At 60.2% G+C, this 10,507-nt stretch carries 19 protein-coding genes, 1 tRNA gene and 1 pseudogene; 14 read left to right on the top strand and 7 right to left on the bottom strand.

Annotated features, from left to right (window positions below; all coding sequences use genetic code 11):
- The 12 genes and pseudogenes from FB009_RS17540 to FB009_RS17595 all read left to right on the top strand — a co-directional run bounded on the left by FB009_RS17540 (position 1) and on the right by FB009_RS17595 (position 4,642).
- A complete protein-coding gene (locus FB009_RS17540; protein WP_145161826.1) occupies positions 1 to 522 on the top strand; it encodes a hypothetical protein in 522 nt (173 codons plus the stop codon).
- Positions 519 to 698, top strand: a complete 180-nt coding sequence (locus tag FB009_RS17545; protein ID WP_145161829.1) for a hypothetical protein — start codon at positions 519 to 521, stop codon at positions 696 to 698. The genes FB009_RS17540 and FB009_RS17545 overlap by 4 nt, the downstream gene beginning before the upstream one ends.
- On the top strand, positions 695 to 1,048 hold the full coding sequence (locus tag FB009_RS17550) for a hypothetical protein (RefSeq protein ID WP_145161832.1): 354 nt from the start codon (positions 695 to 697) through the stop codon (positions 1,046 to 1,048). The genes FB009_RS17545 and FB009_RS17550 overlap by 4 nt, the downstream gene beginning before the upstream one ends.
- Positions 1,045 to 1,251 carry a hypothetical protein gene (locus tag FB009_RS17555; protein WP_145161835.1) on the top strand — a complete coding sequence of 69 codons (207 nt, stop codon included), beginning with the start codon at positions 1,045 to 1,047 and terminating at the stop codon, positions 1,249 to 1,251. Before FB009_RS17550 ends, FB009_RS17555 begins: the two co-directional genes overlap by 4 nt.
- On the top strand, positions 1,248 to 1,991 hold the full coding sequence (locus tag FB009_RS17560) for a hypothetical protein (RefSeq protein WP_145161838.1): 744 nt from the start codon (positions 1,248 to 1,250) through the stop codon (positions 1,989 to 1,991). The genes FB009_RS17555 and FB009_RS17560 overlap by 4 nt, the downstream gene beginning before the upstream one ends.
- Complete coding sequence (locus FB009_RS17565; protein ID WP_145161866.1) at positions 1,991 to 2,200, top strand: hypothetical protein; 210 nt, start codon at positions 1,991 to 1,993, stop codon at positions 2,198 to 2,200. Before FB009_RS17560 ends, FB009_RS17565 begins: the two co-directional genes overlap by 1 nt.
- Positions 2,200 to 2,619, top strand: coding sequence for a DUF968 domain-containing protein (locus FB009_RS17570; RefSeq protein WP_145161841.1), 420 nt, complete (start codon positions 2,200 to 2,202; stop codon positions 2,617 to 2,619). The genes FB009_RS17565 and FB009_RS17570 overlap by 1 nt, the downstream gene beginning before the upstream one ends.
- Positions 2,616 to 2,879 carry a hypothetical protein gene (locus tag FB009_RS17575; protein ID WP_145161844.1) on the top strand — a complete coding sequence of 88 codons (264 nt, stop codon included), beginning with the start codon at positions 2,616 to 2,618 and terminating at the stop codon, positions 2,877 to 2,879. The genes FB009_RS17570 and FB009_RS17575 overlap by 4 nt, the downstream gene beginning before the upstream one ends.
- Complete coding sequence (locus FB009_RS17580; RefSeq protein ID WP_234888282.1) at positions 2,876 to 3,109, top strand: hypothetical protein; 234 nt, start codon at positions 2,876 to 2,878, stop codon at positions 3,107 to 3,109. The genes FB009_RS17575 and FB009_RS17580 overlap by 4 nt, the downstream gene beginning before the upstream one ends.
- Entirely contained in the window at positions 3,106 to 3,306 is a 201-nt protein-coding gene (locus tag FB009_RS17585; RefSeq protein ID WP_145161847.1) for a hypothetical protein, read from the top strand. Before FB009_RS17580 ends, FB009_RS17585 begins: the two co-directional genes overlap by 4 nt.
- Positions 3,303 to 3,476, top strand: a pseudogene (locus tag FB009_RS33925) (helix-turn-helix domain-containing protein); the annotation flags it as partial. The gene FB009_RS17585 and the pseudogene FB009_RS33925, both read left to right, overlap by 4 nt.
- 23 nt (positions 3,477 to 3,499) lie before the next feature.
- Positions 3,500 to 4,642, top strand: coding sequence for a tyrosine-type recombinase/integrase (locus FB009_RS17595; protein WP_145161854.1), 1,143 nt, complete (start codon positions 3,500 to 3,502; stop codon positions 4,640 to 4,642).
- A gap of 129 nt (positions 4,643 to 4,771) precedes the next feature.
- On the opposite strand, the gene FB009_RS17600 is transcribed toward FB009_RS17595, so the two are convergent.
- Positions 4,772 to 4,848, bottom strand: a tRNA-Pro gene (locus FB009_RS17600).
- 192 nt (positions 4,849 to 5,040) lie between these two features.
- Between FB009_RS17600 and FB009_RS32770 the strand changes: the two genes are divergently transcribed.
- The gene (locus FB009_RS32770) at positions 5,041 to 5,256 is read left to right on the top strand and encodes a hypothetical protein (protein ID WP_018010623.1); all 216 of its coding nucleotides are present in this window, start codon (positions 5,041 to 5,043) and stop codon (positions 5,254 to 5,256) included.
- Positions 5,257 to 5,323: 67 nt separating this feature from the next.
- Here FB009_RS32770 and FB009_RS17610 read toward each other — a convergent pair whose 3' ends face one another.
- The 6 genes from FB009_RS17610 to FB009_RS17635 all read right to left on the bottom strand — a co-directional run bounded on the left by FB009_RS17610 (position 5,324) and on the right by FB009_RS17635 (position 9,819).
- Entirely contained in the window at positions 5,324 to 5,857 is a 534-nt protein-coding gene (locus FB009_RS17610) for a MerR family transcriptional regulator (protein WP_011975026.1), read from the bottom strand.
- Between the two features lie 129 nt (positions 5,858 to 5,986).
- On the bottom strand, positions 5,987 to 6,325 hold the full coding sequence (locus FB009_RS17615; protein ID WP_003529278.1) for an integration host factor subunit alpha: 339 nt from the start codon (positions 6,323 to 6,325) through the stop codon (positions 5,987 to 5,989).
- Positions 6,326 to 6,418: 93 nt separating this feature from the next.
- The gene (locus FB009_RS17620) at positions 6,419 to 7,390 is read right to left on the bottom strand and encodes a beta-ketoacyl-ACP synthase III (protein WP_011975025.1); all 972 of its coding nucleotides are present in this window, start codon (positions 7,388 to 7,390) and stop codon (positions 6,419 to 6,421) included.
- A gap of 18 nt (positions 7,391 to 7,408) precedes the next feature.
- Positions 7,409 to 8,452 carry a phosphate acyltransferase PlsX gene (plsX, locus tag FB009_RS17625; protein WP_011975024.1) on the bottom strand — a complete coding sequence of 348 codons (1,044 nt, stop codon included), beginning with the start codon at positions 8,450 to 8,452 and terminating at the stop codon, positions 7,409 to 7,411.
- A 195-nt stretch (positions 8,453 to 8,647) separates the two neighbouring features.
- The gene (locus tag FB009_RS17630) at positions 8,648 to 9,199 is read right to left on the bottom strand and encodes a YceD family protein (RefSeq protein WP_011975023.1); all 552 of its coding nucleotides are present in this window, start codon (positions 9,197 to 9,199) and stop codon (positions 8,648 to 8,650) included.
- A gap of 83 nt (positions 9,200 to 9,282) precedes the next feature.
- On the bottom strand, positions 9,283 to 9,819 hold the full coding sequence (locus FB009_RS17635) for a ubiquinol-cytochrome C chaperone family protein (protein ID WP_011975022.1): 537 nt from the start codon (positions 9,817 to 9,819) through the stop codon (positions 9,283 to 9,285).
- Positions 9,820 to 9,976: 157 nt separating this feature from the next.
- On the opposite strand from FB009_RS17635, the gene FB009_RS17640 reads away from it, so the two are divergent.
- On the top strand, positions 9,977 to 10,483 hold the full coding sequence (locus FB009_RS17640; RefSeq protein ID WP_011975021.1) for an outer membrane protein assembly factor BamE: 507 nt from the start codon (positions 9,977 to 9,979) through the stop codon (positions 10,481 to 10,483).
- Positions 10,484 to 10,507 lie beyond the last annotated feature (24 nt).

Here is a 10,507-nt window from a genome sequence, read left to right on the forward strand (position 1 = left end):
ATGAGCGGCCCGGTCCTCTTGCAATGGAATGGCGAGGCCTTCCAGCCGGCGAACCGGCACTGGGCCCGCGAATGCGACAAACGCTTCGTGGTCGGCGAGTTCTATACGCTCGCCGAGCACAACGACCGCAGCATGAATTCGCACCGGCACTATTTCGCCGCGGTCGCCGATGCCTGGCGGAACCTGCCCGAGCAATATTCCGGCCTGCCTTTCGCCGAATCCGCTGAGCACCTGAGGGCCTATGCCCTGATCAAGAAGGGCTATTGCGACACGCATACTATCGTCTGCTCTAGCAAAGCGGAGGCAAAGAGGCTCGCAGCCTTCATCCGCCCGATTGACGCTTTCTCCGTTGTCGACGTGAAGGAAGCGACCGTTACCCGCTACGTGGCCAAAAGCCAGTCAATGAAGGCGATGGACAAGCAGGAATTTCAGGAAAGCAAAACGGCCGTCCTCGACTACCTCGACGACCTGATTGGCGTCGAGCGCGGCACCACACAACGAAACGTGGGAGCCGCAGCATGACCATCAGCCGTTCAATCAGCGTTTACATCAGCGAAGAGGCTGCCAAGCGCCTTGCCCGGATCTCCGCCGAGACAGGACGGCTCGTCGAAGAACTTGCCGAATGCTCGATCGAGGAGGCGACGCTCGATTACTTCCGCCATCGCAAGGACGATCCGGCGAAAGGCGGTGCGGCATGACCCGGAACGACGCACGCGCCGCGTTCGCAGCGACCGGCCTGGCTTACGCCGATCTGACGCGGGATGACCTGAGAGCACTCCGCAATTCGATCGACAAGGAATTGAAGGCCTCTGGCCTCATCGAGGGCTACCGCTCCGACCTGGCAATCCGGATGGTCAAATGGCCCACGGGTTGGGCCGCGATCACTTGCAGCACCTACTATTTCGAGAAACGTGAGGCCGTGACCTTCGGCCCTGACGGCTTCATTGGCTTCGGCGGCTGGGCTGACGACAAGAACGTCGTGCCGATCATCACCGGCTTTCTGAAGTGGATCGACGCCCTCGTTGATCGTCGGAGGATCGCAGCATGAAGAACCCGAACCCAATCAACCTTCAGACGTCAGAAAATGTGCGAAAGGCTGGATGGCAGGCGGAAACCCGCGATGCTGACGGCCACCTTTGCCGAACTCATGCGCCGTTGGAGACCGACGAGGACATAGTCTGGCTGGTGCGCGAAGCGCTTGAGCATGGCGAGACCGTAACTATTTGGCCATCGAAAGGCGGCGCAGCATGACCGATCGCCCTATCCTCTTCTCCGGCCCGATGGTCCGCGCGCTGCTCGACGGGCGCAAGACGCAGACGCGGCGGATCATCAAGCCGCAGCCTTTCGCGAGCGGATACTATGACGGGGAAATCGAGATCAACGTCATTCCAGCGAATGACCAGTACCCGAAAGCGTTCCGCTTTAACGCCAATGCAGTCGGAGGCGGCGCCATCCTCGAGGAAGTATTCGAGCCTCGCATAAATGCGGGCGACCGGCTTTGGGTTCGCGAGAACGTCAGCGCTTACGATGACGTAGAGGCAGACTCCTTAGCGCTCATCTATGAGGCAGACGAGCTTAAAGTCTCGCTTGGTGACCGTCACTCTGTATCAGAGGATGTAGGCGAGAAGTGGTGGCTGCTTAACGCTTACCGAACCGACAATCCCGATATCGATGGCGGCAAGCGGGTTCCTTCCATCCACATGCCGCGCTGGGCCTCTCGCGTCACTCTGATCGTCACCGATGTTCACGTAGAACGGCTGCAGGACATCAGCGAGGCCGAGGCCATCGCTGAAGGTGCCAAGCAGTATTCCAGCTCCACGAAACTATCGCGGGCGTTCAATCCTGATTGGAAGGGCATTTACCGGCAAGGCTACGCCGAGCTTTGGAACGCCATCAACGGCCCCGGCTCATGGGAAGCGAACCCGTGGGTTGCCGCCTACACCTTCTCGGTCATCAGGCAGAATATCGACCAGATCGCGAGGGCGGCATGATCTCGCGCTGCAAATGGGTACGCGATCCAGAAGTGCCTGGCGGAAAGTTCCTTGTCCCGGGCTGCTGGAACCGAACCATCTATGGCGACAACGCCGAATGCCATTGCGTCCACGGCACAGAAACGGCCGCCGAGCGGCTGGAAAGCAAGATCGACATTCTTTGTCAGCGGCTCGACAAGCTGGAAGCACGCATGGAGAGCAAGCACTGATGGCCTACCGTATCGCCAATTCCATCCGCCCGTATCCGACGCCCAAGCGCAAGCCGGCGAAGAGCAAGAACTACCTGGCATTCATCCATGAACTGCCCTGCTGCGTTTCGGGCCGGTACGGCGTCGAGGCTGCGCACCTGTCTTGCGCGGCGCCGCGCTATGGTCATTACGGCCGTGGCAAGGGCAGCAAGGTTTCGGACCGCTGGGTTCTTCCGCTGCATCCCGACGAGCACCGCCGCCAGCACACCATGAACGAGGATCGCTTCTGGCGCGCCGCCCGGATCAACCCGCACGTCCTGGCACTCACCCTTCACGGCCTCTGGTCGGACATGGGCGAGGATGCGGCGCCATTCGCAACAGCCATCATCAATCAGACGCTGGCCGACGCTGGCGCGCTCCGGTCGAGGGACGAGGTATGAGGGAACTAGTCGAGAAGATCGCCCAGGTAGCCAACGCCGTCGGCTGGCAAGCCGGTGAGCCGGCCATGGAACTCGCCGGCCAGATCGTTTCTGTCCTCGCCGCGAATCCCGAGCACATCGAGCGCTTCATGAGTGAAGGCGCCGAACTCTTCCTGGACGGCACTTTCAACGCCGAAAACGGCTGCCTCACATATCGTTCCATGGGCGGCGATGTCCTCAGCCCGTCCGTCCTTCGCGCGAAGAAAGGCATGCAGCAATGAGCGAATCCGAGGCATTCGACACGATCGTTGCCGCCCGCAAAGCCTACGTTGATGCGGTAGCTGCTTACAACGCTCGCCTTGAATTCGTTCGCGCGGAACGGGAGCGTGGCAACTGGCTCAATGTCGATCCCGAATATGCCGCGATGTCGGAAGCCCAATCTGCATTCTATCGCACGGTCCAAGACCTTGCCGATGCCGCCATCCGCCAGCGCGCCGAGGACAAGCGATGATCCCCGACCTGACCTACGCCAGCGATGCTACGCGCGAATACTACGCCCTCCCGGAGGACATTCGTTCCACCGTATCTGCCATCGTAGGAAACCCTCCTAGGCCGATGAGCACGATGGAGATCATGCTGGCTATCGGGCAGGCGATTGCCGGAGAGCGCCAGCCCTGCGCCGAATTACCAGGAGACGATGAAGAATGAGCGATAGCGCCTACCTCCTCCTCACCAGCGAGCAGACCGCTGAAATGCTCAACGTCTCCATCAAGACCTTGCGCGAATTCGTCAGGGCTGGCGATATAGCCTATATCCGGCTGGGAAAAGGGCAGGCAAAGCCCCGCCTCGGCTTCCACATCGACGACATCAACGACTTCATAAAGAGCCGGAGAACGCGCGCGTGTCCGTCTACAAGCCAAAGAACAGCCCGTATTACCACTTCGACTTCCAAGTCGCCGGTGTACGATATCATGGCTCTGCGGAGACAGCGAACCGCCGAGAAGCAGAAGCCCGGGAAAAGATAGAGCGCGACAAGGCCAAGGCTGCGGCCAAGGCCTCGAAAAATGCCTCGGGCGGACCGCTCACGATTGCCGTGGCGACCGGCCGCTACTGGTCCGAGGTCGGCGAGCGGCACGCGAACAGCGAGACGACCTGGACCGATATCAACCGTCTCGTCGATTATTTCGGCCCGACAAAGCTGCTCTCCGACATCTCAGACGATGATGTTGCCAAGCTCGTCCAGTGGCGCCGGTCTCAGAATGCCTGGGGCCGAGAGAAGACGAAGGACGACCAGCCGATGTGGCTTGTGTCGGCCGCGACGGTCAACCGCTCCACGACTCTCGTCTTGAAGAAGATTTTCACCCGGGCAAAGCGCACGTGGAAATACGAATTTCCGATCGAGCCCAGCTGGCGCGACCATTGGCTTCAGGAGCCGAAAGAACGTGTCCGCGAGTTGAAGGCGACGGAGGGCGCAGCCATCGAGCTTGCGACCAGGTCCGATTATCAGCCGATCTTCGATTTCGTGCGCGCGACGGGGCTCCGCCTCGAAGAATGCATTCTGCGCTGGTCGGAGGTTGATTGGCAGACGGGATGGATCACCAAGACCGGTAAAGGCGGGCGCATGGTGAAGACCGCCATCACCAGCACCGTGCGCGATATCCTGCTTCCGCTCCGCGGGCACCACCCGGAATTTGTCTTCACATACCAGGCGGCGCGGACCCGAACCGGGAAAGCGTCATACAAAGGAGATGGGGAAGGAAGAAAGAAGGGCGACCGGTACCCGATCACCTATAGCGGCCTCAAGACGCAGTGGAAGCGAATCAGAGCAAAGGCCAAGGTCGAAGATTTCCGTTTCCACGACTTCCGCCATGATCTGGCGACCAAGCTCCTTCGAAAGACCGGGAACCTGAAAACCGTCCAGAAGGCATTGAGCCACGCCGATATCAAAACGACGACGCGCTATGCGCACGTCCTCGATGAAGAGGTCGCGGAAGCGCTCGAATCGCTTTCCCGCTCCAAGCGAGCACAAAGGAAGAACAAATGACGGGAGTCGTCCGGGACTTTTTCGGGACTATTCGTTCCCGAAGAGTGAATCTGAGTGCGTTTTGTTCCCATTCATCCGGTATGGCTTACAAAAGCACTGGGGATAGTACGTTGAAAATAAAGGGGAAAATGGTCGGAGCGGCGGGATTCGAACCCACGACCCCTTGACCCCCAGTCAAGTGCGCTACCGGGCTGCGCTACGCTCCGACCTGCTTGGTTACAAGCCCGCTCTCATTAGTCGGAACACACGCACTGCGCAAGGGGAAAATGGAGACATTCCGTCCGCCTCCCCACGGATTGTGGGCCGCTGCGGGGCCGGGGCGGCATGAGAACAGTTTTGTGATTTGGAGCAATGCCTCGCGCTGGGTACACTGCGCCCGCAACAACAGGAGAAGCCCGATGAAGAGCATCCTCGTACTTGCAGCCGCCTTCGCCTTGTCGGCGACCGCAGCATTTGCCGACTGCGTTGGGCATTCCAACACGACGGCATCGACGGACGCGGTGGACAAGGAGTTCACGACCGCGAGCGTGAAGAACACCGAACAGTCGACGTCGAGCAAGCTCCTTCTGCAGCAGCAGAAAGAGCAGCGGTCGACTGAAGAAGCGGCCGAATGACCTTACGGGTGGGTGGGGCCTCGGAACGGCGCTTTCGAGGCCCGCCTTCCTTGCATTCCGGCTGCGATCACCGCACCTGATCGAGCAGGCGCTTGCATTCAAGGAGGTCGTAAAGCGCCTCCTGTAGCAGCGCCCTGTCCTCCTTGCCTACCGATGTCTTGCCGCCGATCGAAATCTCGGAATCGTCGCCACCGCCAGTAAAAGAAAAGAAGCGCCGGCTCGCCGGTGCCTTGGGGCGACCGACGATCTGATCCTCCTCCACGACGCCCGCTTTGGGCGGAAGCGGTTCTTCGTTGCTGGAGGCGGCAAGCGCCTCGACGGTTGCAAGATCGCCGCTGGCGATCGCGGCGACGAACTTGTTCCCATTGGCCTTCAAAAGCTTTTGTACGCCTTTGATTGTATAGCCATGATCGTAAAGGAGATGGCGGATGCCTTTGAGCAGGTCTACGTCTTCGGGGCGATAGTACCGCCGCCCGCCACCGCGCTTCATCGGCTTGATCTGCTGAAACCTGGTTTCCCAGAAACGAAGCACGTGCTGGGGGAGATCGAGTTCGTCCGCGACCTCACTGATGGTGCGGAAAGCATCCGGACTTTTTTCCATGTGATCCCCCATCTCCATAGCCGCGTCGGAATCTGAACCGATTCCGTCATCTCATGATTACACGAGTCAGGCCCGCTTCAATGGCTTATGCAAGGGTTTTCAACCACATTTGTGGTTGCCGGCAGTAACTCAGCCAGCCGGGTTGGACGGCTTCAGCTTGGACTTACGGCTCAGATGCGCCTTCAGAACCCTCTGTTTCAGGACATTGGAAGCCTTGAAGGTCATCACGCGGCGCGGAGAGATCGGCACTTCCTCGCCAGTTTTCGGATTTCGGCCGATGCGCTCGTTCTTGTCGCGCACCTGGAACGTCGCGAACGAAGATAGCTTCACGCTCTCGCCACGCACGATTGCGTTGCAGATCTCGTCGATAACCGTTTCCACAAGCTCGGCGGACTCTGTCCGGGACAGACCCACTTTGCGAAAAACCGATTCAGCCAAGTCTGCTCGCGTTACTGTTTTCCCGCTCATCTTCCCCCACCGATGTCTGGCCTGCCGATCAGCGATTGAAGACTATTGCCCTTGTCTATTCCGGTCAAGCGCCTGCCGTACTTCATTATTTTCTTACCAGCGCAGTAAAACGGAGCCCCAGGTGAAGCCTCCGCCCATGGCTTCGAGCATTACAAGGTCGCCCCTCTTGATACGGCCGTCGGTAGCGGCGGCGTCAAGCGCGAGCGGAATCGACGCCGCAGAGGTATTTCCATGAAGGTCGACGGTAACCACAACCTTTTCGAGAGGGATCCCGAGTTTTTTGGCCGATCCCTCGATGATGCGGCGGTTCGCCTGGTGCGGAACGAGCCAGTCGATGTCGTCCGCCGTGGTGCCTGTGGCTTCGAAAGCCGCTTCGATTACGTCGGTGATCATGCCCACCGCGTGCTTGAAGACCTCGCGCCCTTCCATCCGGAGATGGCCGACTGTACCGGTCGTGGACGGCCCGCCATCGACATAAAGCTTGTCGCCATGGGCGCCGTCGGAGCGCAGTTGCGCCGTCAGAACGCCGCGGTCGGCTTTCGTCCCGGCACCCTCCTGCGCTTCGAGGACGATGGCGCCGGCGCCGTCGCCGAAGAGAACGCAGGTGGTCCGGTCCGTCCAGTCGAGAATACGCGAAAAAGTCTCGGCGCCGATGACCAGCACGCGTGTGGCGAGGCCGCCGCGAATATAGGCGTCGCCAGTCGTGACGGCATAGACGAAGCCGGAACAGACGGCCTGCATATCGAATGCCGCACCGTGACGCATGCCGAGGCGATTCTGAATGTTGACCGCCGTTGCAGGAAAGGTGTTGTCCGGAGTCGACGTCGCGACGATGATCAGATCGATGTCATCAGGCGTCAGTCCGGCTCTCTCGAGCGCCGCGCGTGCCGCCGCCTCCCCGAGGGAGGCAGTCGTCTCGCCGTCGCCTGCGATATAGCGCTGCCGGATGCCGGTCCGCTGCACAATCCATTCGTCGGACGTGTCGACCTTGGATTCCATTTCCTTATTGGTCATCACTCGCTTCGGCAGTGCTGCCCCGAAGCCGCGCACGACAGAACGGATCATCTAATCAAACCTCATCATTCACGCCCGCGGAAGGGCTTCGGACGCCTGGGCGCCGTGATAGCGCGCAAGATCGGCCTCGATCTTGGCCTTGAGGCCGTTCTTCACCATATCGTACCCGACGTCGATCGCCGCAGCGAAACCCTCGGCGTCCGCTCCTCCATGGCTCTTGATAACGATGCCGTTGAGACCAAGAAAGACGCCGCCATTGACCTTTCGCGGGTCCATCTTCTCGCGCAGGCGGTCGAAGGCGCTCTTGGCGAAGATGTAGCCTATTTTTGCAAGAAGCGTGCGCGACATTGCGGCACGCAGATATTCCGCGATCTGGCGCGCCGTACCTTCGGCAGCCTTCAGCGCGATATTTCCGGAGAATCCCTCGGTGACCACGACGTCGACGGTGCCACGGCCGATATCGTCGCCCTCGACGAAACCGTAATATTCTATCCCCTCGATGTCGGCCTCGCGAATGAGGCGTCCGGCCTCCTTCACCTCTTCCTGGCCTTTGATCTCCTCGACGCCGACGTTCAGAAGGCCCACAGAAGGACGCTCCACCTCGAAGAGCGCCCGGGCCATCGCGCCGCCCATCAGAGCGAAATCCATCAGTTGCTGCGCGTCCGCGCCGATCGTCGCGCCGACGTCGAGCACGATGCTCTCGCCCTTCAGCGTCGGCCAGATCGCCGCGATCGCCGGCCGCTGGATGCCTTGCATGGTCCTCAAACAGAACACCGACATCGCCATCAGGGCGCCTGTATTTCCGGCCGAGACGACCACGTCTGCTTCGTGGGCATTGATCGCGTCGATCGCCTTCCACATGCTCGATTTGCCGCGGCCGCGCCGAAGCGCCTGACTCGGCTTCTCGTCCATGCCGACGGCGATCTCACAATCGTGGAAGGTGCTGCTCGCCTGGAGCTTCGGGTGTTTCGCGAGCAATTCGGTGCATCGCGCTTCCTGGCCAAAAAGAACGAACTTTATGTCCGGGTGACGTTCGAGCGCTCTCGCTGCGCCCGGGATGACGACCTCGGGACCATAGTCGCCTCCCATCACGTCAAGTGAAATTCTGACCACGCGTGTCTTATCCTTTTTTCCCGCCACGCAACATATCTCGCCCCTCAAGCTTCAAAGCGGCAGCGATCCATGTTCCTTCTGATAGTGGGCCCCGCACGCGAATGTCCGGCGCAGCGGCCCCCTTGGCTGGAGTCGGGCCAAAATACTGCTTTTCGTCGGCGTGACAACCGAATTGTAAGCTGGGCCTCAGCCGTTTCAATCCTTTTTCCAGTCCTTCAGCACCGCGAACGGGTTCGGTCGTTCGTCTTGCGCTGCGGAGCTCTCGATGCGGTCGCCGAAAGCGGCACCCGGCTTTCGCGGATAGGGATCAATCGCAAGCGCCGCGTGCTCGCTGACGACCGCACCGGCATCGATCATATCACCGGTGAAGGTGTCGGGCAGGTCGGGCCCGTCCGGATCGACGATCATCTCACCGCCATCGATATCGGCCTGCCGGGCCAGGCGCGAGCCCTCGGGAACGAAGATCGCCTCCACCAGCTCCTGAATATCGGACTCGACCGGCTCCAGCGTCACGACGCAAGTCTGCACGATGTGCGCGCGGACCTCGCCCTTGATCTTCACACCATCCTTTTTCCAGCGTCCGATCTGCAGATCGGCGGCAAACGACGTGACGCCGTCGACGCGCCAGAGCGTCGCAAGTGCCCTCAGCTCTGCCGCGTTCGCCGATAAATGCACGGTTACAGGATTTGCAGAAATGTGCCCCACCTTCACCGGGTAGGAAAATGCCGAATCGCTCTCTTGCTTCATATTCAGATCCTTCCTCGCGCCGGCGCCAGGGCAAGAAGGCGCCAGCACGCTGACATTCCAATCGACGAACGATCCCGGCGCTTTTACGTTCCGGCCGTGGGGATTCGCAAACGGCCCGTTTCCACGTCCTCTTCGGCGGTGTCCGAGAGCACGGATTCGACCGCAAGAAGGTAGGATGCCAACCCCCGCATCGACGGGGCGTCTTCCACATCGGCATGAAAATTGCGCCGCAGTGCAGCCGCCAGCGCGCCGGCATCCCGTCCTTCGAGCGCCGCCGCATAGGATTCGAGGCGGCCATAGAACATGCCGGCGAGTTTCTTCATCTTCTTCGGTACGCTCACATCACCCACGCCGAGCTCACGGATGGAATGGTCCACATCCTCGAAGAAGGCATCAACGATCTCCTGCGCAATCTCCTGACCGGCACGCGCCGAGCTGCGCGTGCGGCGGAAATAGAGGATCAGAACCGCCGACAACATCTCGAAGCGACCCATGACCGTGTCGGGCACATCGAGGTCGGTATAGAGAAACGGTTGGCGCGCCGCTGCGGTCAGTGCCTCATATTGGCGCTTCACAATCGCAATATTGCCGCTTTTTTTCTTGAACAGTCCAAAAATCATCACTGAGGCCGGCCAGGTTTCTCGAAATCAGGGGGGCTTTCTCGAAATCAGGGGCAAGCGCCCATGACCATGTTGCATGATAGCCGAAGCTGGTTTACCGAAGCAGGCACGAATTGCAATGGCCGATCTGCCAATCGTTACTCCAGGGGAGCAGTCCTTGACGAAGCGGTATTTGACGACAAACCTTAAAGTTCTCGGCCGGGCCGTGCTCGTGGCTTCTCTTTGCACGACTGCGCTTTCCGCCTGCATGTCCGCGAATGTGGGTGAAGTCCTGCATCAGGGCTATGTCGTCGACCAGGAAACGCTGGCCCTCGTCCCGGTCGGATCCAGCCGAGAGCAGGTTCTGCTCTCGCTCGGCACGCCCTCGACGACTGCGACATTCGACAATGAGGTGTTCTATTACATCTCCCAGACGCGCAAGCGTCCGGTCGCCTTCATGAAGCCAAAGATCGTCGACCAGTCCATTCTGGCGGTCTATTTCGACAAGGAAGGCACTGTCAGCCAGCTCGCGCATTATACGATGAAGGACGGAAAGGTCTTCGACATGCTGTCGCGCACGACCCCGACCGGCGGCAAGGAAACCAGCTTCCTCGGCCAGCTCCTGAGCGGGCCCGGCGCCGGACAGGCTGCTGCGCGCAACCTGTTCAAGGATTTCGGCAAGTAGCCGCACCGAACCGGAACGAACGAA

This window comes from Sinorhizobium medicae (assembly GCF_007827695.1).
Classification (GTDB): domain Bacteria; phylum Pseudomonadota; class Alphaproteobacteria; order Rhizobiales; family Rhizobiaceae; genus Sinorhizobium; species Sinorhizobium medicae.

Bases quoted from the DNA above. Each gene is read 5' to 3' on its own strand.
- FB009_RS17550 (WP_145161832.1), top strand. From the start codon at position 695: ATGACCCGGAACGACGCACGCGCCGCGTTCGCAGCGACCGGCCTGGCT.
- FB009_RS17580 (WP_234888282.1), top strand. From the start codon at position 2,876: ATGAGCGAATCCGAGGCATTCGACACGATCGTTGCCGCCCGCAAAGCC.
- FB009_RS17560 (WP_145161838.1), top strand. From the start codon at position 1,248: ATGACCGATCGCCCTATCCTCTTCTCCGGCCCGATGGTCCGCGCGCTG.
- FB009_RS17545 (WP_145161829.1), top strand. From the start codon at position 519: ATGACCATCAGCCGTTCAATCAGCGTTTACATCAGCGAAGAGGCTGCC.
- FB009_RS17615 (WP_003529278.1), bottom strand. From the start codon at position 6,325: ATGAGCGGGAAAACAGTAACGCGAGCAGACTTGGCTGAATCGGTTTTT.
- FB009_RS17570 (WP_145161841.1), top strand. From the start codon at position 2,200: ATGGCCTACCGTATCGCCAATTCCATCCGCCCGTATCCGACGCCCAAG.
- FB009_RS17635 (WP_011975022.1), bottom strand. From the start codon at position 9,819: ATGATTTTTGGACTGTTCAAGAAAAAAAGCGGCAATATTGCGATTGTG.
- FB009_RS17555 (WP_145161835.1), top strand. From the start codon at position 1,045: ATGAAGAACCCGAACCCAATCAACCTTCAGACGTCAGAAAATGTGCGA.
- FB009_RS17630 (WP_011975023.1), bottom strand. From the start codon at position 9,199: ATGAAGCAAGAGAGCGATTCGGCATTTTCCTACCCGGTGAAGGTGGGG.
- FB009_RS17610 (WP_011975026.1), bottom strand. From the start codon at position 5,857: ATGGAAAAAAGTCCGGATGCTTTCCGCACCATCAGTGAGGTCGCGGAC.
- FB009_RS17585 (WP_145161847.1), top strand. From the start codon at position 3,106: ATGATCCCCGACCTGACCTACGCCAGCGATGCTACGCGCGAATACTAC.
- FB009_RS17575 (WP_145161844.1), top strand. From the start codon at position 2,616: ATGAGGGAACTAGTCGAGAAGATCGCCCAGGTAGCCAACGCCGTCGGC.
- FB009_RS17540 (WP_145161826.1), top strand. From the start codon at position 1: ATGAGCGGCCCGGTCCTCTTGCAATGGAATGGCGAGGCCTTCCAGCCG.
- FB009_RS17620 (WP_011975025.1), bottom strand. From the start codon at position 7,390: ATGATCCGTTCTGTCGTGCGCGGCTTCGGGGCAGCACTGCCGAAGCGA.
- FB009_RS32770 (WP_018010623.1), top strand. From the start codon at position 5,041: ATGAAGAGCATCCTCGTACTTGCAGCCGCCTTCGCCTTGTCGGCGACC.